Below are 19894 nucleotides of genomic sequence, written 5' to 3'. Positions count from 1 at the left end.
GCACCTCTTTTTTATGAGTAGAACGTAGGAATCGGCAGGGATTGGTTCAACGCCCAGTCCCCCAGTTCATGGAGCTTGTAGTCCACCGGGTCGTGCAGGGTTTGCGTGCGCAGGTTGCGCCAGTGGCGATCCAGGCGCAGGGAGGCATGGGTTGAACGCGCGCCGGTGACTTCAAACAGACGGCTGCACAGATCCAGGCCTTGGCGGGTGGCGGCGACCTTGGCGGTGGCGATGGCAATTGCCAGTTGGCCGCGCTCGTGTTCGCTGAGGTTTGGCCCTTTGGCCCAGGCTTGGTCCAGTAGCTCGGCGGCTCGCTCCACCAGCAGGCGCACGCCTTGGAGGGCCACCCAGAACTCGCCGTAGTGGTGGAGCACGTAAGGATCCTGGCGCACGTCCTCGGCCGAGGATTTGTGCCAGGCACGGGTTTCGGTGAGGGTATAGGTGCGTGCTTCTTCGAATGCGCCTTCGGCAATGCCGAGAAACATATGGGTAAAGGTCAACTGTGCGATCAGCGGGCGCAGGCAGGCGAACGGCGTGCTCAGCGGGCCTGGGTCGAGCAGCAATTCCGACTCTTCGACGCGCACCCGTTCGAAGCTGGCGCTGCCGCTGTCGGTCTGGCGTTGGCCGATATTGTTCCAGTCATTGTGCAGAGTGATGCCGCTGCGCCCACTGGGGATGGCGGCAATCAGCAGTTTGCCGCCGGCATTTTCATCCACCGCCGAGGCGATCAGCATTTCCGAGTCGCTGGCGCCGGAGCAGAAGCTCTTTTTGCCGGAGAATTCGCGCCAGCCGCCGAAGTCCTTGACCACGGTGCGCGTGTCCAATGGATTGAGGGCGTTGCCCCAGAACCAGTTCTTGCGGGCGGTTTGTTCGAACCAGGGTTGCCATTGGTCCGGGCGTGAAAACAGGCGCACGGTGGCCAGCATCAGATGATGAAAGCCGAAGACGTGGGCGATGGAGCTGTCGACCTTGGCGAATTCGCGCACGATGCCCAAGGTGTCGCTCCAGCGGGCGCCGAGGCCGCCGTATTGGGTGGGAATGCTCAGGGCCAGCAGGCCGCTGTGGCGCAGGGCGTCACGCTCAGTTTTGGGTGTGCCGCCGCGCTCGTCGCGTTCGACGGCGCTGAGGGCGAATTCGGCGGCCAGCAGTTTGGCGGTCTGCAGGGGAGATGGCAGGACGCTGTGGGGTTTGGCTGTCACGGGTTTTCCTCTTTATTGGCAGCAGCGGCCCGGGCCGGTGCCGCCGCTGCGCCGATCAGGCCTTGGCCGGCAGTACATCGTTGGCAATCATTTCGCCGAACGGGCCGGTGAGGTTGGTGATACCGCGTCCAGCGAGGCTGGCGTAGGGTTCCGGCAGCAGCGGGAACACCAGTTCGGCGAAGCGATAGGCCTCTTCCAAATGCGGATAGCCGGAGAAGATGAAGCTCTCGATGCCCAGGTCGGCGTATTCCTTAATGCGTTCGGCCACTTGTTGCGGGTTGCCCACCAACGCGGTACCGGCACCGCCGCGCACCAGGCCGACACCGGCCCACAGGTTGGGCGCGATTTCCAGGTTGTCGCGGCGCCCGTCGTGGAGGGCGGCCATGCGGCGCTGACCTTCGGAGTCAAAGCGCGAGAAGGATTTTTGCGCGGCGGCGATGGTGTCGTCGCTGATGTGCTCGATCAGTTTGTCGGCGGCTTTCCAGGCGTCTTCTTCGGTTTCGCGCACGATCACATGCAGACGAATGCCAAACTTCACCGTACGCCCGTGGCGCGCGGCGCGCTCACGCACATCCGCGAGTTTTTCCGCGACGGCGGCGGGCGGCTCGCCCCACGTCAGATACACATCCACCTGTTCGGCGGCGAGGTCGTGGGCGGCGTCGGAGGATCCACCGAAGTACAGCGGTGGGTAAGGCTTCTGCACTGGTGGGTAAAGCGCCTTGGCGTTTTGCACGCGCAGGTGTTTGCCTTCGAAATCCACCGATTCACCCTGCAATACGCGGCGCCATATCCGTAGGAATTCGTCGGAGACTTCGTAACGTTCAGCGTGGTCGAGGAAGCTGCCGTCGCCACGGTTTTCGTCGGGGTCGCCACCGGTCACTACGTTGATCAGCAGGCGGCCGTTGGACAGGCGATCCAGGGTGGCGGCCATGCGTGCCGATACAGTCGGCGAAATGATGCCGGGACGAATAGCCACCAGGTAACGCAGGCGTTCTGTCAGCGGTACCAGCGCCGAGGCGATGACCCAGGAGTCTTCACACGAGCGGCCGGTAGGAATCAACACACCGTAGTAACCCAGGTTGTCAGCCGCCTGGGCGACTTGCTTCAGATAATTGAGCGTGACGGGCCGGGCACCTTGGGTGGTGCCCAGGTAATGACCGTCGCCATGTGTCGGCAGAAACCAGAAAACATCCATGACCAATCCTTAAGCGATTTTCAGCAGAGAAGGGGAGTGCGCTGCAAACAAGGGTGCAGCACGTTCTGCCGCAAGGCGTATCCGGCCCTTCAGGGGCTCACTGGTTATTTGGTAGTCGGTGAAGTCGGCTTCGGTGGCGTACACACCGATCGGCAGGGTCAGGGCCTGGAAGAAGGCGAACAGCGGGCGCAGTTGATGATCGAGGACCAGCGCGTGGCGTTCGCTACCACCGGTGGCGGCGAGCAGCACCGGGGTGTTGACCAGGGCGTTGAGACCGACCAGATCGAACAGGTGCTTGAGCAGGCCAGGGTAGGAACCGCGATAGACCGGCGCGGCGACGATCAGCAGGTCGGCCTGTTCGATGGCCAACAGTTGGGCTTCGACTTCGGCGGGCAATTCATCGCGCGACAGTGCACCGCCCAGTGGCCGGGCAATGTCGCCCAGTTCGATCAGTGTGGTCTGGATTGGCAGGAGGGTGGCCAATTCGGCCAGAACGGCTTGGGTCAACACCAGGGTGCGCGACGGGCGCCAGGTTCCGCCGGAGAGGGCAACGACATTCAGTGGACGGGTCATGAACAGTTCCTTTTTCAACAGTGGTTCATAGCAAGTGAGGTGCAAAGTGTTGAGCAAGAGCTGTACCAACGGCTGCAGGCCTTGATTGGCTTGGGCTGTGGCTCACTGCTGAAAAATGTTGCTGTTGCCTGCCTGGTGATTTGTTGAATGGCTGTTGCCTGGGCAACAGTTGCTTGGCGAACAGTGCCTGGCAGAATTGGAGCTAGTTATAGAGGGTTACTGTTATTCCGTAAATGAACGTATTTCCATATTTATAGATCATAAAGAAATATATGAGGGGCTATCGGAGGGGGCTTCGGCGGTTGATAGCGACTATCACGGACGGTGATTTTTCACCGAATGACGTCGGGAGTAGCCTGTGTTCATTGACTCGAAACCTCCTTTGCAGAGCCGCCGCCATGAACCGATTCCTCTCCGTTTGCTTATTGATTGTCAGCGCCGTACTCGCCGGCTGTGCGAGCCATCCATCGCCAGAATTACGTCCCTACTCGGCCGAAGAGACCAAGCAATTGGCTCTTGAAGCGCTGAGTCGTCGAGGCTTGTCGTTCGATGAATATCAACAGCAGCGTGCGGCACTGACCGGTCAGCCACAGAAGTCCTTCGGCTTTGATCGCCAAGGTGAAATGAATGCCGAGCGCGACGTCGTACTTCATGGTCGTCCTAGTTGATCGCGTTCTGCGCAGCAAAAAGCCCGAGGCGCCCTTTAAGGACCTCGGGCTTTTTGTTTTCCATGGCGCGACTTCAGCCTGTTAAGCTGAATTTCAGGAGCGTTCCTACGCACATTTACTTAAAGTTGTCCTTCTTCAATGGCATTCGATCCGGTAGACATGACGACCTCTGTTCCGGCCGATGCTCCTGAGACGCCGCTCTCGGGAACCTGCTTTGCGAGTCTTAACTGTCATGAATAAACGTCCTTTGTATTTCGACTACGCCGCCACCACCCCGGTGGACGAGCGGGTCATCCAGGTGATGGTCGAGTGCCTGGGCTTCAACGCCAATTTCGGTAACCCCGCGTCCAGTTCCCACGCTTACGGCCAGGCGGCCCGGCAAACGGTTGAACAGGCGCGTCGCCAGGTGGCCGAGTTGGTGGGCGCACAGCCTGAGCAGATCGTCTGGACCTCCGGCGCCACTGAATCCAACAACCTCGCCATCAAGGGCGTGTTCCAGGCGCGGGGTGTGGCCGGTGGGCATATCATCACCAGCCAGATCGAGCATAAGGCCACGCTGGACACCGCGCGACAGTTGCAGGAAGCCGGCGTAGCCGTGACCTATCTGGTACCCGACGCCGACGGTTTGATCAGCGTCGACGCGGTCAGTGAGGCGTTGCGCGAAGACACCTTCCTTGTTTCGCTGATGCTGGTGAATAACGAACTTGGCACCCTGAATGACATCCCCGGCATCGGCGCGCGGGTGCGTGAACACGGCGCGCTGCTGCATGTGGACGCGGCTCAGGGAGCAGGCAAGGTGGCGATCGATCTGGCGCAATGGCCGGTGGATTTGATGTCGTTTTCTGCGCACAAGTTGTACGGCCCCAAGGGTATCGGCGCGCTGTACGTCGGGCCTCGGGCGCAACAGAAGGTGTTGGCCCAGATTCATGGCGGCGGACACGAGGGCGGCTTGCGCTCCGGCACGTTGGCGACCCACCAGATTGCAGGGATGGGCACGGCATTTGCGCTGGCAGCGCAGTCGTTCACTGAAGAGAAAGCGGTGATCGTTGCGTTGCGGCAACGCCTGCTGGATCAGTTGGCTTCGATCGCCGGTGTACGCCTCAATGGCAGTGCCACGCAACGTATTCCCCACACCCTGAGCCTTACGTTCGGCGAAGGTGAATTCAATGCCGCGGCATTGAGCGCCGGTATCGCTTTTTCCGCGACGTCGGCCTGCAATTCTGCGAGCAATGCACCGTCCCACGTGTTGCTTGCCCTTGGCCATGACGCCCGCTCGGCCAGCCGCACCATTCGCTTGAGTCTGGGTAGGTTCACCACCGAGCATGACATTGACCAAGCGGTGCTATTGATCAAGGCCGCATTGGCCAGCGCACCGGCCTTCTGGGCCGTCTGATTTTCACATAACAATTATTAGTGGTTAGCAGGAGACACAATGAGCACGCAGCCTTTGACCCATGGAACGGTTCCCCAGCGCCTGGCGCGCACCCGCGAACTGATGAGCCGCGAGGGCATCCACGCCCTGTTGGTGCCGTCGGCTGACCCGCATTTGTCCGAATACTTGCCGGGTTACTGGCAGGGCCGCCAATGGTTATCGGGTTTCCATGGCTCGGTGGGGACGCTGATTGTCACCGCAGATTTCGCCGGCGTGTGGGCCGACAGTCGTTACTGGGAACAAGCGACTAAGGAGCTCAAGGGCAGCGGCATCGAGCTAGTAAAACTGCAGCCGGGCCAACCTGGACCACTGGAGTGGTTGGCCGAGCAAACTCCGGAAGGCGGTGTGGTGGCGGTGGACGGTGCAGTGATGGCGGTCGCTTCGGCGCGCACCTTGAGCGCCAAGCTGGCAGAACGCGGCGCGCGCTTGCGTACCGATATCGACGTGCTCGATGCGGTTTGGACAGACCGTCCAAGCCTGCCGAACCAGCCGATTTATGCGCATCTGCCACCGCAAGCGACCGTTAGTCGTGGCGAGAAGCTCGCTGCACTGCGCGCCAGTTTGAAAGAGAAGGGCGCCGACTGGCACTTTATCGCGACCCTGGACGACATCGCCTGGTTGTTCAACCTGCGTGGCGGCGACGTTTCATTTAACCCGGTGTTTGTATCGTTTGCGCTGATCAGTCAACAGCAGGCCACGTTGTTCGTGGCGCTGAGTAAAGTCGACGCGGATCTGCGTGCTGTGCTTGAACAGGATGGCGTGGCGTTGCGCGATTACAGCGAGGTCGCGGATGCCTTGCGTGCAGTGCCGTCGGGTGCAGGGTTGCACGTCGACCCTGCCCGCGTAACCGCCGGCTTGCTGGAAAACCTGGATGCTGGCGTCAAGTTGATCGAAGGATTGAATCCAACCACATTGGCCAAATCACGCAAGAGTCAGGCAGACGCCGAGCACATCCGCAGGGCCATGGAGCAGGATGGCGCTGCTCTGTGCGAATTCTTCGCCTGGCTGGACAGTGCGCTGGGCCGTGAGCGCATCACGGAGTTGACCATTGATGAACACCTGACCGCAGCCCGTACCCGTCGCCCCGACTATGTGTCGCTGAGTTTCAACACTATTGCCGCCTTTAACGCCAATGGCGCAATGCCCCATTACCACGCCACCGAGGAAGAGCATGCGGTGATCGAAGGTGATGGCTTGCTGCTGATCGACTCGGGTGGCCAGTACTTGGGCGGCACAACGGATATCACACGCATGGTGCCTATCGGTACGCCGAGTGAGGAGCAGAAACGAGACTGCACCCGGGTGCTGAAGGGCGTTATTGCGCTGTCCCGTGCGCATTTCCCGAGGGGGATTCTATCGCCTTTGCTGGATTCCATTGCCCGTGCGCCGATATGGGCTGAAGGTGTGGACTACGGCCACGGTACTGGGCACGGCGTAGGTTATTTCCTCAATGTGCATGAAGGTCCACAAGTGATTGCTTATCAGGCCGCCGCCGCTCCGCAAACGGCGATGCAGCCGGGGATGATCACTTCCATTGAGCCGGGTACGTACCGGCCGGGGCGTTGGGGTGTGCGTATCGAGAACCTGGTGCTGAACCGCGAAGCGGGCAAGACCGAGTTTGGTGAGTTTCTGTCGTTTGAAACCCTGACGCTTTGCCCGATCGACACGCGTTGTCTGGAGCCGTCGCTGCTCACCACGGATGAGCGCGAGTGGCTCAACGCGTATCACGCGCAGGTGCGTGAGCGCTTGAGCTCGTTGCTGAGCGGCGCGGGGCTAGAGTGGTTGCAACTGCGTACGGCAGCTATCTGATCTGAAGCAAACGCCGCCTGCGATCTGCTTGCAAGCGGCGTTCAAGGATGAGTGTTAATCGAGAGCTGATTGGGCACGATGAGCAGTCGAGGATGACTGCTCGGGGGCGATTACTTACAGATGACGATCATGCTGCGGCTGGTGTACCCGGCAGGATTGATGCCAAAGGGATAGTCCCCGGGTTCCTCGGAATTGTCACCGGACTTGGCGATGACCCGATATCCCTTGGTACCGCAAGAGTTGGTTGCACTGGTGTAGCACTGGTCCCAAGAGGAGGACAGGCCGGAACAGTTGATATGCAGTCCTCTTTTTCCCCGTTTTACTTCTGTCTTGGTAGTCGCGGCACAGCCAGCAATGGCTACGACCATTAACACTATCAAAATTCGCTTCATTCCCATCCTTAATAGCCACTTCCCAATACTTGAAGCCGGCTCTACTCGCTCTCGAGTGTAGTGTTCGCGCTGTCCTTGTCGAAAAACTCCATGAATGACATTCGTTTAGCGCTTAAACATGGCCTAAATGAGCGGCAAATGCCAGAGGTACATTCAAAGATGATTCAATCCGCTGGAACCAGTGGTTTCGAGTCATTGCGCATCGTCAGCGTCGCGCCTACCGAGGCCAGGATAATGCAGGTAATGGCCAGCCATTGTGCCAGTGATAAGTACTCTTGCAGGAAGAGCAGGCCTGAGAGCGCGCCGAATACGGGTTCGATGCTCATGAGGGTGCCAAAGGTTCGTGCAGGGAGGCGCGTCAGCGCTACCATCTCCAGGGTGTAGGGTAGGGCAGTGGACAGAATGGCGACGCCGATGGCTATTGGAATCAGCGCAGGCGTCAACAAGGCACTGCCAGCGTGGACGATGCCAATGGGCGCGACAAACAGTGCTGCGATCATCACCCCAAGAGCGGCGGTCTGGACGCCGTTGTCGTTACCTGCTTTCTGTCCGAACAGAATGTAGAGTGCCCAGCAGACTCCCGCTCCTAATGCATAGGCTGCGCCAACTAAGTCGATACCATTGCTCGCTTCTCCCATGGGGATCAATAGAAGCAGGCCGACGATTGCGAGGGCAATCCACAGGAAGTCCACCGCCCGGCGCGACGCGTAGATGGCCACTGCAAGAGGTCCCGTGAATTCTAGGGCTACGGCGATGCCCAGGGGCACGCTGCGCAGTGACATATAGAAGAGGAAATTCATGCCGCCCAGGGCCATTCCGTAGATGACCACGGTGCGCAGGGACTTGGCGGTCAGCTTGGCGCGCCATGGTCGCAATATGAGCAGCATAATCACACTGGCGAAAATTAGGCGCAGGGTTGTAGTGCCTTGTGCGCCTACAATCGGGAACATGCTCTTGGCCAACGAGGCTCCTGACTGGATGGAAGCCATGGCGATCATCAGCAGGCCGACAGGAAAGAATGCCGAGGCCAGGCTGCGGGGAGAGGTGGTCATTGGGATGTACGTCCGATGTCATATTTGAGTAGCAGAGGCTGCTATGATGCTTAACTACTTGGAATTGAGCAATATATTGCTCAGTGTTGTGCGGGTGGCTGTCTATATATAGAAGGACATGAAGGTTGGTGGGCGACTTGATAGAAAAACCAAATTAAAGGTTGACGTAAAATTCTGGGAGCCTATAATTCGCCCCACTTCCGGCGCAGTCGAAACGGAAAACTCCTTGGTAAACAATGAGTTACGCAGTTTTCGGCAGTGAGTTGCTTCAGTTCATCGAAGCCAAAAGGAAGTTGAAAAAGAGGTGTTGACAGCAGCGTGTAACGCTGTAGAATTCGCCTCCCGCTGATGAGAGATCAGAAGCGCAAGTGGTTGAAGTTGTTGAAGAAATCTTCGAAAGCTTCTGAAAATAATCACTTGACAGCAAATGAGGCTGCTGTAGAATGCGCGCCTCGGTTGAGACGAAAGATCTTAACCAACCGCTCTTTAACAACTGAATCAAGCAATTCGTGTGGGTGCTTGTGGAGTCAGACTGATAGTCAACAAGATTATCAGCATCACAAGTTACTCCGCGAGAAATCAAAGATGTAACCAACGATTGCTGAGCCAAGTTTAGGGTTTCTTAAAAACCCAAAGATGTTTGAACTGAAGAGTTTGATCATGGCTCAGATTGAACGCTGGCGGCAGGCCTAACACATGCAAGTCGAGCGGTAGAGAGAAGCTTGCTTCTCTTGAGAGCGGCGGACGGGTGAGTAATGCCTAGGAATCTGCCTGGTAGTGGGGGATAACGTTCGGAAACGGACGCTAATACCGCATACGTCCTACGGGAGAAAGCAGGGGACCTTCGGGCCTTGCGCTATCAGATGAGCCTAGGTCGGATTAGCTAGTTGGTGAGGTAATGGCTCACCAAGGCGACGATCCGTAACTGGTCTGAGAGGATGATCAGTCACACTGGAACTGAGACACGGTCCAGACTCCTACGGGAGGCAGCAGTGGGGAATATTGGACAATGGGCGAAAGCCTGATCCAGCCATGCCGCGTGTGTGAAGAAGGTCTTCGGATTGTAAAGCACTTTAAGTTGGGAGGAAGGGCAGTTACCTAATACGTGATTGTTTTGACGTTACCGACAGAATAAGCACCGGCTAACTCTGTGCCAGCAGCCGCGGTAATACAGAGGGTGCAAGCGTTAATCGGAATTACTGGGCGTAAAGCGCGCGTAGGTGGTTTGTTAAGTTGGATGTGAAATCCCCGGGCTCAACCTGGGAACTGCATTCAAAACTGACTGACTAGAGTATGGTAGAGGGTGGTGGAATTTCCTGTGTAGCGGTGAAATGCGTAGATATAGGAAGGAACACCAGTGGCGAAGGCGACCACCTGGACTGATACTGACACTGAGGTGCGAAAGCGTGGGGAGCAAACAGGATTAGATACCCTGGTAGTCCACGCCGTAAACGATGTCAACTAGCCGTTGGGAGCCTTGAGCTCTTAGTGGCGCAGCTAACGCATTAAGTTGACCGCCTGGGGAGTACGGCCGCAAGGTTAAAACTCAAATGAATTGACGGGGGCCCGCACAAGCGGTGGAGCATGTGGTTTAATTCGAAGCAACGCGAAGAACCTTACCAGGCCTTGACATCCAATGAACTTTCTAGAGATAGATTGGTGCCTTCGGGAACATTGAGACAGGTGCTGCATGGCTGTCGTCAGCTCGTGTCGTGAGATGTTGGGTTAAGTCCCGTAACGAGCGCAACCCTTGTCCTTAGTTACCAGCACGTAATGGTGGGCACTCTAAGGAGACTGCCGGTGACAAACCGGAGGAAGGTGGGGATGACGTCAAGTCATCATGGCCCTTACGGCCTGGGCTACACACGTGCTACAATGGTCGGTACAGAGGGTTGCCAAGCCGCGAGGTGGAGCTAATCCCATAAAACCGATCGTAGTCCGGATCGCAGTCTGCAACTCGACTGCGTGAAGTCGGAATCGCTAGTAATCGCGAATCAGAATGTCGCGGTGAATACGTTCCCGGGCCTTGTACACACCGCCCGTCACACCATGGGAGTGGGTTGCACCAGAAGTAGCTAGTCTAACCTTCGGGAGGACGGTTACCACGGTGTGATTCATGACTGGGGTGAAGTCGTAACAAGGTAGCCGTAGGGGAACCTGCGGCTGGATCACCTCCTTAATCGACGACATCAGCTGCTCCATAAGTTCCCACACGAATTGCTTGATTCATTGAAGAAGACGATAAAGAAGCAGCCCGAAATTGGGTCTGTAGCTCAGTTGGTTAGAGCGCACCCCTGATAAGGGTGAGGTCGGCAGTTCGAATCTGCCCAGACCCACCAATTTTGTGTGGGAAACGCCTGTAGAAATACGGGGCCATAGCTCAGCTGGGAGAGCGCCTGCCTTGCACGCAGGAGGTCAACGGTTCGATCCCGTTTGGCTCCACCACTACTGCTTCTGTTTGTTGAAAGCTTAGAAATGAGCATTCCATTGTGATGATGGTGAATGTTGATTTCTAGTCTTTGATTAGATCGTTCTTTAAAAATTTGGGTATGTGATAGAAAGATAGACTGAACGTTACTTTCACTGGTAACGGATCAGGCTAAGGTAAAATTTGTGAGTGGCTCGAAAGAGTCAAATCGAATTTTCGGCGAATGTTGTCTTCACAGTATAACCAGATTGCTTGGGGTTATATGGTCAAGTGAAGAAGCGCATACGGTGGATGCCTTGGCAGTCAGAGGCGATGAAAGACGTGGTAGCCTGCGAAAAGCTTCGGGGAGTCGGCAAACAGACTTTGATCCGGAGATGTCTGAATGGGGGAACCCAGCCATCATAAGATGGTTATCTTACGCTGAATACATAGGCGTAAGAGGCGAACCAGGGGAACTGAAACATCTAAGTACCCTGAGGAAAAGAAATCAACCGAGATTCCCTTAGTAGTGGCGAGCGAACGGGGACTAGCCCTTAAGTGGCTTTGAGATTAGCGGAACGCTCTGGAAAGTGCGGCCATAGTGGGTGATAGCCCTGTACGCGAAAATCTCTTAGTCATGAAATCGAGTAGGACGGAGCACGAGAAACTTTGTCTGAATATGGGGGGACCATCCTCCAAGGCTAAATACTACTGACTGACCGATAGTGAACTAGTACCGTGAGGGAAAGGCGAAAAGAACCCCGGAGAGGGGAGTGAAATAGATCCTGAAACCGTATGCGTACAAGCAGTGGGAGCCCACTTTGTTGGGTGACTGCGTACCTTTTGTATAATGGGTCAGCGACTTATTTTCAGTGGCGAGCTTAACCGAATAGGGGAGGCGTAGCGAAAGCGAGTCTTAATAGGGCGTCTAGTCGCTGGGAATAGACCCGAAACCGGGCGATCTATCCATGGGCAGGTTGAAGGTTGGGTAACACTAACTGGAGGACCGAACCGACTACCGTTGAAAAGTTAGCGGATGACCTGTGGATCGGAGTGAAAGGCTAATCAAGCTCGGAGATAGCTGGTTCTCCTCGAAAGCTATTTAGGTAGCGCCTCATGTATCACTGTAGGGGGTAGAGCACTGTTTCGGCTAGGGGGTCATCCCGACTTACCAAACCGATGCAAACTCCGAATACCTACAAGTGCCGAGCATGGGAGACACACGGCGGGTGCTAACGTCCGTCGTGAAAAGGGAAACAACCCAGACCGTCAGCTAAGGTCCCAAAGTTATGGTTAAGTGGGAAACGATGTGGGAAGGCTTAGACAGCTAGGAGGTTGGCTTAGAAGCAGCCACCCTTTAAAGAAAGCGTAATAGCTCACTAGTCGAGTCGGCCTGCGCGGAAGATGTAACGGGGCTCAAACCATACACCGAAGCTACGGGTATCACGTAAGTGATGCGGTAGAGGAGCGTTCTGTAAGCCTGTGAAGGTGAGTTGAGAAGCTTGCTGGAGGTATCAGAAGTGCGAATGCTGACATGAGTAACGACAATGGGTGTGAAAAACACCCACGCCGAAAGACCAAGGTTTCCTGCGCAACGTTAATCGACGCAGGGTTAGTCGGTCCCTAAGGCGAGGCTGAAAAGCGTAGTCGATGGAAAACAGGTTAATATTCCTGTACTTCTGGTTATTGCGATGGAGGGACGGAGAAGGCTAGGCCAGCTTGGCGTTGGTTGTCCAAGTTTAAGGTGGTAGGCTGAGATCTTAGGTAAATCCGGGATCTTAAGGCCGAGAGCTGATGACGAGTTAACTTTTAGTTAACGAAGTGGTTGATGCCATGCTTCCAAGAAAAGCTTCTAAGCTTCAGGTAACCAGGAACCGTACCCCAAACCGACACAGGTGGTTGGGTAGAGAATACCAAGGCGCTTGAGAGAACTCGGGTGAAGGAACTAGGCAAAATGGCACCGTAACTTCGGGAGAAGGTGCGCCGGTGAGGGTGAAGGACTTGCTCCGTAAGCTCATGCCGGTCGAAGATACCAGGCCGCTGCGACTGTTTATTAAAAACACAGCACTCTGCAAACACGAAAGTGGACGTATAGGGTGTGACGCCTGCCCGGTGCCGGAAGGTTAATTGATGGGGTTAGCTAACGCGAAGCTCTTGATCGAAGCCCCGGTAAACGGCGGCCGTAACTATAACGGTCCTAAGGTAGCGAAATTCCTTGTCGGGTAAGTTCCGACCTGCACGAATGGCGTAACGATGGCGGCGCTGTCTCCACCCGAGACTCAGTGAAATTGAAATCGCTGTGAAGATGCAGTGTATCCGCGGCTAGACGGAAAGACCCCGTGAACCTTTACTATAGCTTTGCACTGGACTTTGAATTTGCTTGTGTAGGATAGGTGGGAGGCTTTGAAGCGTGGACGCCAGTCTGCGTGGAGCCAACCTTGAAATACCACCCTGGCAACTTTGAGGTTCTAACTCAGGTCCGTTATCCGGATCGAGGACAGTGTATGGTGGGTAGTTTGACTGGGGCGGTCTCCTCCTAAAGAGTAACGGAGGAGTACGAAGGTGCGCTCAGACCGGTCGGAAATCGGTCGTAGAGTATAAAGGCAAAAGCGCGCTTGACTGCGAGACAGACACGTCGAGCAGGTACGAAAGTAGGTCTTAGTGATCCGGTGGTTCTGTATGGAAGGGCCATCGCTCAACGGATAAAAGGTACTCCGGGGATAACAGGCTGATACCGCCCAAGAGTTCATATCGACGGCGGTGTTTGGCACCTCGATGTCGGCTCATCACATCCTGGGGCTGAAGCCGGTCCCAAGGGTATGGCTGTTCGCCATTTAAAGTGGTACGCGAGCTGGGTTTAGAACGTCGTGAGACAGTTCGGTCCCTATCTGCCGTGGACGTTTGAGATTTGAGAGGGGCTGCTCCTAGTACGAGAGGACCGGAGTGGACGAACCTCTGGTGTTCCGGTTGTCACGCCAGTGGCATTGCCGGGTAGCTATGTTCGGAATAGATAACCGCTGAAAGCATCTAAGCGGGAAACTAGCCTCAAGATGAGATCTCACTGGAACCTTGAGTTCCCTAAAGGGCCGTCGAAGACTACGACGTTGATAGGTTGGGTGTGTAAGCGCTGTGAGGCGTTGAGCTAACCAATACTAATTGCCCGTGAGGCTTGACCATATAACACCCAAGCAATTTGCTTGCTTCGAGCTGAAAAGCGAAAGAGCACCAGATTGCGGTGTGTGAAGACGAAATGAACCGAAAGTTCGACTCTTGCAAACACCGAAAGCTATCACATACCCAATTTGCTGAAGCGAGGCCAGCTGGTCGCGACTCAGTACCCGAATTTCTTGACGACCATAGAGCATTGGAACCACCTGATCCCATCCCGAACTCAGTAGTGAAACGATGCATCGCCGATGGTAGTGTGGGGTTTCCCCATGTGAGAGTAGGTCATCGTCAAGATTAAATTCCGAAACCCCATTTGCGAAAGCAGATGGGGTTTTGTTTTGCGCGGGCGGAAAGTGCGAGGGCGGGTCAGGGCGAGCTCTCGAATATCCTCAGGGACGGCGGGCCTGCCACCTTGGTCATTGATGTGCAAACATCCGTCAAAGTACCGTTGAGGAATTCAATGCAAAGTGTTTCTGCATTTTTGGTATGGTGCAGCACATTTTCCCAAGGATTGATCTTTCATCGCAGGATGCGGCGTCGACCCTCTTCAACGAGATGCTGTAGAAATGCCAGAACCGATACCGATCAAAGATCACGAAAAAGAAAACCGTCTTGTCAATAAACGCCTGCTCGCTTGCGCGCTACTGGTCATTGGCATCACATGCGCTCTGGTGGGGCGTATGTATTTCCTGCAGGTCGTACAGTTCGACTACCACTCCACAATTTCTGAGAACAACCGCGTCCACGTATTACCCATTACACCGACGCGTGGCCTTATCTATGACCGCAACGGTGTGGTATTGGCCGACAATCGCCCCAGCTACAACCTGACCATCACCCGAGAACGCACCACCGACCTCAAGGGAGAGTTGGATGCCATCGTCAATCTCCTGCACTTGCCGCCTGAGGACCGTGTGTTATTCGACAAGGCCTTGAAGCAAGCGCGCCATCCCTTCGTTCCAGTGACGTTGTTTTACGAGTTGACCGAAGAGCAAATTGCGTTGCTGGCAGTGAATGAGTTCCGCCTGCCGGGGGTCGATGTAGAACCACAGTTCGTCCGTCACTATCCGCTCGCCGCTCACTTCGCCCACTCCATTGGCTATGTGGGCCGTATTAACGAGAAAGAATCTAAGACCCTCGACTCGGTGGAGTACCGTGGCACGCAGTCTATCGGCAAGACCGGTATTGAGCGGTTTTACGAATCCGAGCTACACGGTCATGTCGGTTATGAAGAGGTTGAGACCAACGCCCAGGGTCGCGTGCTGCGCGTGCTCAAGCATACTGACCCGATCCCCGGCAAGAACATCGTCCTGAGCCTCGACGTCAAGCTCCAGGAAGCGGCTGAGGAGGCCCTGGGTGATCGTCGCGGCTCGGTAGTGGCACTTGACCCGCAAACCGGTGAAGTACTGGCCATGGTCAGCAAGCCCAGCTTCGATCCGAACCTGTTCGTAACCGGTATCAGCTTCAAGGAATATGCCGCGCTGCACGACTCCATCGACCGACCGCTGTTCAACCGTGTCCTTAGAGGCCTGTACGCACCGGGGTCGACCATCAAGCCAGAAGTGGCCATCGCAGGCCTAGACAGCGGTGTCGTCACCGCCCAAACCCGTGTGTTCGACCCGGGTTACTACCAACTACCCGACTTCGACCACAAATACCGCAACTGGAACCATAGCGGCGACGGTTGGGTGGATATGGACGCAGCCATCATGCGCTCTAACGACACATACTTTTACGACCTGGCCCACAAGCTGGGTATCGACCGCCTACACGACTATCTGGCGGAATTCGGCCTGGGTCAGAAAGTATCCCTAGACATGTTTGAAGAGTCAGCCGGCCTGATGCCGTCTCAGGCCTGGAAGCGCGCAACCCGCCGCCAGCCCTGGTTTCCAGGCGAAACCGTGATTCTCGGCATCGGCCAAGGCTACATGCAGGTCACGCCGCTGCAACTGGCTCAGGCCACCGCGCTGATCGCCAACAAAGGTGTATGGAACCGACCGCACCTGGCCAAAACGATCAATGGCGTGCCGCCCGTTGACGAAAACCCCATGCCGAACGTTGTACTCAAAGACCCTCGCGACTGGGAGCAGGTCAACCACGGCATGCAACTGGTAATGCACGATCCGCGCGGTATCGCCCGGGCCGCTGCGCAAGGTGCGCAATATCGCATCGCCGGCAAGAGTGGTACGGCCCAAGTGGTCGCGATCAAGCAGGGCGAGCGCTATAACCGTGAGAAGACATTGGAACGCCACCGCGACAACGCCTTGTTCGTCGGCTTTGCTCCCGCCGAACACCCGAAAATCGTGATCTCGGTGATGATCGAAAACGGTGAGGCCGGTGGTCGCGTTGCAGGACCGGTCGTGCGGCAGATCATGGATGCTTGGCTGCTGGACCAGGACGGTCACCTGAAGCCGCAATATGCAGCGCCAGCCAAGGCACCGGGTGAGCCGCGCGTCTAGGTCATGGCTTCCACTCGTCCCAGCGCTCCATATCCCCATAGGCGAGCCAGGGCACATCGTGGCTCGCCCATATGTGTGAGGTGGGACTGACGCCCGGATCATCATCCAGCGTTGCCACTCGCACAATTACATGGGGCTGCTGGCTACGCTCCGCCATCAGGTGTGAGCCGCAGCGTTTGCAAAAATGTCTGAATTTTCCCGGTGAAGACTCGAAGGCCGCGCGCAATTCCTCCCCTAACGTCCAGCGAAAATGCTCGCGCATCACCCCAGCCGTGGCGACAAACGCCGCCGCGTGTATCTTGCGGCAGCTCCTGCAATGGCAGTGGCTGATGGGCATATCCAAGATGTCCACCTGATAGCGCACACCTTTGCAAAAGCAACTTCCATTCAATGGTTCAGTCATAACGTATTGCCGGGTTCAAGGATGGGGTCATCATCATTGCTTACAACCTCAGGTTGCGCATTGTTTGATGTCGCCTACTGTCAATGGAGGAGGTGACTTATGCACGTATTAGATCGCATCGAGCGAAAAGTCCTGCTCAACGCTTCACGCAAACAGGTCTGGGAGGCACTGACCAACGCTGAGCAATTCGGCGATTGGTTTGGCGTCGCCCTTAAGGGCAAAGTCTTCGAGGTGGGAGAAACCATCGAGGCGCCGATTACCTATCCAGGTTACGAGCATGTGGTCTGGAAAGCCAAAATCGAACGCATCCTGCCACAGACATTGTTCTCTTTCTGGTGGCATCCCTTTGCGGTTGAGAAGGGCGTCGATTATGACCAGGAGACACCCACCTTGGTTGAGTTCACGATTGAAGATCGTGCTCCGGGCATTCTGCTTCGGGTTGTGGAGTCCGGCTTCGACGCAGTGCCCCAGGCTCGTCGCCAGAAGGCCTTCAAGATGAACTCTCGTGGCTGGGACGAGCAGATGGGTAATATCGAAAACTATCTGAACACTGCCCGTCGGGCATGACCCAAGCGGGCATCATTGCTGATGCCCGTGCTTACAGCTTTCAGCTCCCATGGCTGTAGTGACTTCCTATGTGCCAAGAGCCCTGAGTTGGCTAATAGAATAAATTTGTGAGATTGCAGCCTGTGCGCGCGTTTATCTGCCGCGCTGGCCCGGATGCCGCGTAGAATCAACGCCTGAAAGCGATTCCTGAGGTGCGGCAAGGTGGATTTACAGCAGGGTTTTGTCCTGACCCGGCATTGGCGCGATACCCCGGCGGGTACGGAGGTCAGTTTCTGGCTGGCCACGGACCAGGGCCCACAGTTCATCCGCCTACCCATGCAGACCTCGGTGATGTTCATCCCAGAGGCCCATCGCAAGCCGCTGGATTGGTTGCTCAAGGGCGAGCGTGATATTGAATTGCGCACCTTGCAGTTGTGCGATTTTCATCACCGCCCGGTCCTGGGCCTGTACACCCGCCAGCACCGCCAATTGATGGATGTAGAAAAACGCCTGCGCGCTGCCGGCGTCGACGTCTACGAAGCCGATGTACGTCCACCTGAGCGCTACATGATGGAGCGCTTTATCACCGCCCCGGTCTGGTTCGGTGGCACACCCGACGTCTCTGGCGCTCTGTGCGACGCGCAGATGAAACCTTCCGCCGACTACCGCCCACCGCTCAAACTGGTGTCCCTGGACATAGAGACCACCGCTCAGGGCGATCTGTACTCCATCGCCCTTGAAGGCTGCGGTGAGCGCCAGGTCTACATGCTCGGGCCACCGAACAAAACCGACGCAGTGAACTTCAAGCTCGACTACTGCGACACCCGCGCCCAACTGCTGGAGCGCCTCAACCAATGGCTCGCCACCTTTGATCCCGACGCCATCATCGGCTGGAATGTCGTGCAGTTCGACCTGCGCGTGCTCCACGAACACGCCCAACGCCTCAAGGTGCCGCTCATGCTTGGCCGTGGCGACGAACCCATGGCCTGGCGCGAACATGGCAGTCGCAACCATTATTTCGCCGCAGCGGCGGGGCGACTGATCATCGACGGTATCGAAGCCCTGCGGTCGGCCACCTGGAGCTTTGAATCCTTCAGTCTGGAAAACGTTGCGCAGACCTTGCTGGGCGAGGGCAAGGATATCTCCACGCCCTACCAGCGCATGGACGAAATCAACCGCATGTTCGCCGAGGACAAGCCCGCACTGGCGCGCTACAACCTCAAGGACTGCGAGCTGGTCACGCGGATTTTCGAGAAGACCGAACTGCTCAAGTTCCTGCTCGAACGAGCCAGCGTCACCGGGTTGCCAGCCGACCGCAATGGCGGATCGGTCGCAGCATTCACCCACCTGTACATGCCGCTGATGCACCGCCAGGGTTTTGTCGCGCCCAATCTGGGCGACAAACCGCCCCAGGCCAGCCCCGGCGGATTTGTCATGGACTCACGTCCCGGTCTCTACGAATCCGTGCTGGTACTCGATTACAAAAGCCTCTACCCGTCGATCATCCGCAGCTTTTTGATCGACCCCGTGGGCTTGATCGAAGGCCTCAAACACCCGGACGACAGCGAGTCAGTGGAAGGCTTTCGCGGTGCGCGTTTTTCCCGTACGCGTCATTGCCTGCCGTCTATCGTCGCCCGCGTCTCCGAGGGCCGTGAAGTGGCCAAGCGCGAACACAACGCGCCGCTGTCCCAAGCTCTGAAAATCATCATGAATGCGTTTTATGGCGTGCTCGGTTCCAGCGGATGCCGCTTCTTTGACACACGACTGGCGTCCTCGATCACGATGCGCGGCCACCAGATCATGCGTCAGACCCGCGAGCTGGTCGAAGCTCAGGGCTATGAGGTGATCTACGGCGACACCGATTCAACCTTCGTCTGGCTCGGCAAGGCCCATTCCCAGGAAGCTGCCAGCCGTATCGGACAGGCGCTGGTGCAGCACGTCAATGCGTGGTGGCGCGAGCATCTGCACAGCGCATTTGGCCTGCAAAGCGCTTTGGAGTTGCAATACGAAACCCACTTCACGCGCTTTCTCATGCCCACCATTCGCGGTGCAGAGGAGGGCAGCAAAAAACGCTACGCCGGCTTGGTCACGCGTGCTGATGGCAGCGAAGACATGGTCTACAAAGGCCTGGAAACCGTGCGCAGCGACTGGTCGCCCCTGGCTCGGCAATTCCAGCAGGAACTCTACCAGCGTATCTTTCACCGCCAGCCCCATCAGGACTACATTCGCGACTACGTTCGCCGAACCCTGAGCGGCGAATTCGACGAACTGCTGATTTACCGCAAGCGCCTGCGCCGCCGGTTGGATGACTACGAACGCAACGTACCGCCCCACGTGCGCGCCGCGCGCCTGGCCGATGACTACAATGACCGCCTGGGGCGGCCGCGCCAGTACCAGCGCGGCGGTTGGATCAGCTACGTGATCAGCGTCAACGGCCCTGAGCCGTTGGAAGTACGCCAAGCGCCCATCGACTACGATCACTACGTTACCCGGCAATTGCAGCCGGTGGCCGATGCGATTCTGCCCTTTGTGAATGACGATTTCGGCACCTTGGTCGGTGGGCAAATGGGGCTGTTCTAACGATCAACGCC

The 19894-nt window shown here is 56.8% G+C and carries 12 protein-coding genes, 2 tRNA genes and 3 rRNA genes; 11 read left to right on the top strand and 6 right to left on the bottom strand.

Annotation, left to right across the window (positions count from 1 at the left end; translation table 11 throughout):
• Positions 1-11 precede the first annotated feature (11 nt).
• From AB4N82_RS00760 to msuE, 3 genes are read right to left on the bottom strand one after another with little or no spacing between them, the layout of a single operon-like run.
• Positions 12-1199, bottom strand: a complete 1188-nt coding sequence (locus tag AB4N82_RS00760; RefSeq protein ID WP_032886022.1) for an acyl-CoA dehydrogenase family protein — start codon at positions 1197-1199, stop codon at positions 12-14.
• Between the two features lie 55 nt (positions 1200-1254).
• Positions 1255-2394 (bottom strand): FMNH2-dependent alkanesulfonate monooxygenase, encoded by a 1140-nt coding sequence (gene ssuD / locus AB4N82_RS00755; protein ID WP_032886023.1) that lies wholly within the window; start codon positions 2392-2394, stop codon positions 1255-1257.
• A 9-nt stretch (positions 2395-2403) separates the two neighbouring features.
• Positions 2404-2967: an FMN reductase gene (gene msuE / locus AB4N82_RS00750; protein WP_122752774.1), complete on the bottom strand. Its 564-nt coding sequence runs from the start codon at positions 2965-2967 to the stop codon at positions 2404-2406.
• Between the two features lie 398 nt (positions 2968-3365).
• Between msuE and AB4N82_RS00745 the strand changes: the two genes are divergently transcribed.
• The 3 genes from AB4N82_RS00745 (at position 3366) to AB4N82_RS00735 (ending at position 6876) form a co-directional block, all read left to right on the top strand.
• On the top strand, positions 3366-3635 hold the full coding sequence (locus AB4N82_RS00745) for a hypothetical protein (RefSeq protein ID WP_081797672.1): 270 nt from the start codon (positions 3366-3368) through the stop codon (positions 3633-3635).
• Positions 3636-3867: 232 nt separating this feature from the next.
• On the top strand, positions 3868-5028 hold the full coding sequence (locus AB4N82_RS00740; protein ID WP_122764329.1) for a cysteine desulfurase family protein: 1161 nt from the start codon (positions 3868-3870) through the stop codon (positions 5026-5028).
• Positions 5029-5067: 39 nt separating this feature from the next.
• Positions 5068-6876, top strand: a complete 1809-nt coding sequence (locus AB4N82_RS00735; RefSeq protein WP_122764328.1) for an aminopeptidase P family protein — start codon at positions 5068-5070, stop codon at positions 6874-6876.
• Between the two features lie 110 nt (positions 6877-6986).
• Here the strand turns inward: AB4N82_RS00735 and AB4N82_RS00730 are convergent, their stop codons facing one another.
• Positions 6987-7268: a hypothetical protein gene (locus tag AB4N82_RS00730; protein ID WP_032886026.1), complete on the bottom strand. Its 282-nt coding sequence runs from the start codon at positions 7266-7268 to the stop codon at positions 6987-6989.
• Between the two features lie 164 nt (positions 7269-7432).
• The gene (gene rhtA / locus AB4N82_RS00725) at positions 7433-8320 is read right to left on the bottom strand and encodes a threonine/homoserine exporter RhtA (RefSeq protein ID WP_122764327.1); all 888 of its coding nucleotides are present in this window, start codon (positions 8318-8320) and stop codon (positions 7433-7435) included.
• 642 nt (positions 8321-8962) lie between these two features.
• Here rhtA and AB4N82_RS00720 point away from each other — a divergent pair.
• The 6 genes from AB4N82_RS00720 (at position 8963) to mrdA (ending at position 16354) form a co-directional block, all read left to right on the top strand.
• Positions 8963-10499 (top strand): 16S ribosomal RNA (locus AB4N82_RS00720).
• Positions 10500-10582: 83 nt separating this feature from the next.
• Positions 10583-10659 (top strand) — tRNA-Ile (locus AB4N82_RS00715).
• Positions 10660-10689: 30 nt separating this feature from the next.
• Positions 10690-10765, top strand: a tRNA-Ala gene (locus tag AB4N82_RS00710).
• 247 nt (positions 10766-11012) lie between these two features.
• Positions 11013-13904: ribosomal RNA gene (locus tag AB4N82_RS00705) — 23S ribosomal RNA — on the top strand.
• A gap of 169 nt (positions 13905-14073) precedes the next feature.
• Positions 14074-14189: ribosomal RNA gene (rrf, locus tag AB4N82_RS00700) — 5S ribosomal RNA — on the top strand.
• The 16S, 23S and 5S rRNA genes sit together here with 2 tRNA genes alongside, the layout of an rRNA operon.
• 272 nt (positions 14190-14461) lie before the next feature.
• The gene (mrdA, locus tag AB4N82_RS00695; RefSeq protein ID WP_122765028.1) at positions 14462-16354 is read left to right on the top strand and encodes a penicillin-binding protein 2; all 1893 of its coding nucleotides are present in this window, start codon (positions 14462-14464) and stop codon (positions 16352-16354) included.
• 1 nt (position 16355) lies between these two features.
• Here the strand turns inward: mrdA and AB4N82_RS00690 are convergent, their stop codons facing one another.
• Positions 16356-16757 (bottom strand): GFA family protein, encoded by a 402-nt coding sequence (locus AB4N82_RS00690; RefSeq protein ID WP_099601510.1) that lies wholly within the window; start codon positions 16755-16757, stop codon positions 16356-16358.
• Positions 16758-16856: 99 nt separating this feature from the next.
• Between AB4N82_RS00690 and AB4N82_RS00685 the strand changes: the two genes are divergently transcribed.
• On the top strand, positions 16857-17324 hold the full coding sequence (locus AB4N82_RS00685) for an SRPBCC family protein (RefSeq protein WP_095186480.1): 468 nt from the start codon (positions 16857-16859) through the stop codon (positions 17322-17324).
• Between the two features lie 201 nt (positions 17325-17525).
• A complete protein-coding gene (locus tag AB4N82_RS00680) occupies positions 17526-19883 on the top strand; it encodes a DNA polymerase II (RefSeq protein ID WP_122765027.1) in 2358 nt (785 codons plus the stop codon).
• Positions 19884-19894 lie beyond the last annotated feature (11 nt).

Source organism: Pseudomonas sp. H1_D04, from assembly GCF_054683855.1.
The sequence above is the reverse complement of the archived record's forward strand: the minus strand, read 5'-3'. Positions and strand labels throughout refer to the sequence as shown.

Excerpts from the sequence above, each read along its gene's own strand:
- ssuD (WP_032886023.1), bottom strand. The coding sequence starts at position 2,394 with ATGGATGTTTTCTGGTTTCTGCCGACACATGGCGACGGTCATTACCTG.
- msuE (WP_122752774.1), bottom strand. The coding sequence starts at position 2,967 with ATGACCCGTCCACTGAATGTCGTTGCCCTCTCCGGCGGAACCTGGCGC.
- AB4N82_RS00745 (WP_081797672.1), top strand. The coding sequence starts at position 3,366 with ATGAACCGATTCCTCTCCGTTTGCTTATTGATTGTCAGCGCCGTACTC.
- AB4N82_RS00740 (WP_122764329.1), top strand. The coding sequence starts at position 3,868 with ATGAATAAACGTCCTTTGTATTTCGACTACGCCGCCACCACCCCGGTG.
- AB4N82_RS00735 (WP_122764328.1), top strand. The coding sequence starts at position 5,068 with ATGAGCACGCAGCCTTTGACCCATGGAACGGTTCCCCAGCGCCTGGCG.
- AB4N82_RS00730 (WP_032886026.1), bottom strand. The coding sequence starts at position 7,268 with ATGAAGCGAATTTTGATAGTGTTAATGGTCGTAGCCATTGCTGGCTGT.
- rhtA (WP_122764327.1), bottom strand. The coding sequence starts at position 8,320 with ATGACCACCTCTCCCCGCAGCCTGGCCTCGGCATTCTTTCCTGTCGGC.
- mrdA (WP_122765028.1), top strand. The coding sequence starts at position 14,462 with ATGCCAGAACCGATACCGATCAAAGATCACGAAAAAGAAAACCGTCTT.
- AB4N82_RS00690 (WP_099601510.1), bottom strand. The coding sequence starts at position 16,757 with ATGACTGAACCATTGAATGGAAGTTGCTTTTGCAAAGGTGTGCGCTAT.
- AB4N82_RS00685 (WP_095186480.1), top strand. The coding sequence starts at position 16,857 with ATGCACGTATTAGATCGCATCGAGCGAAAAGTCCTGCTCAACGCTTCA.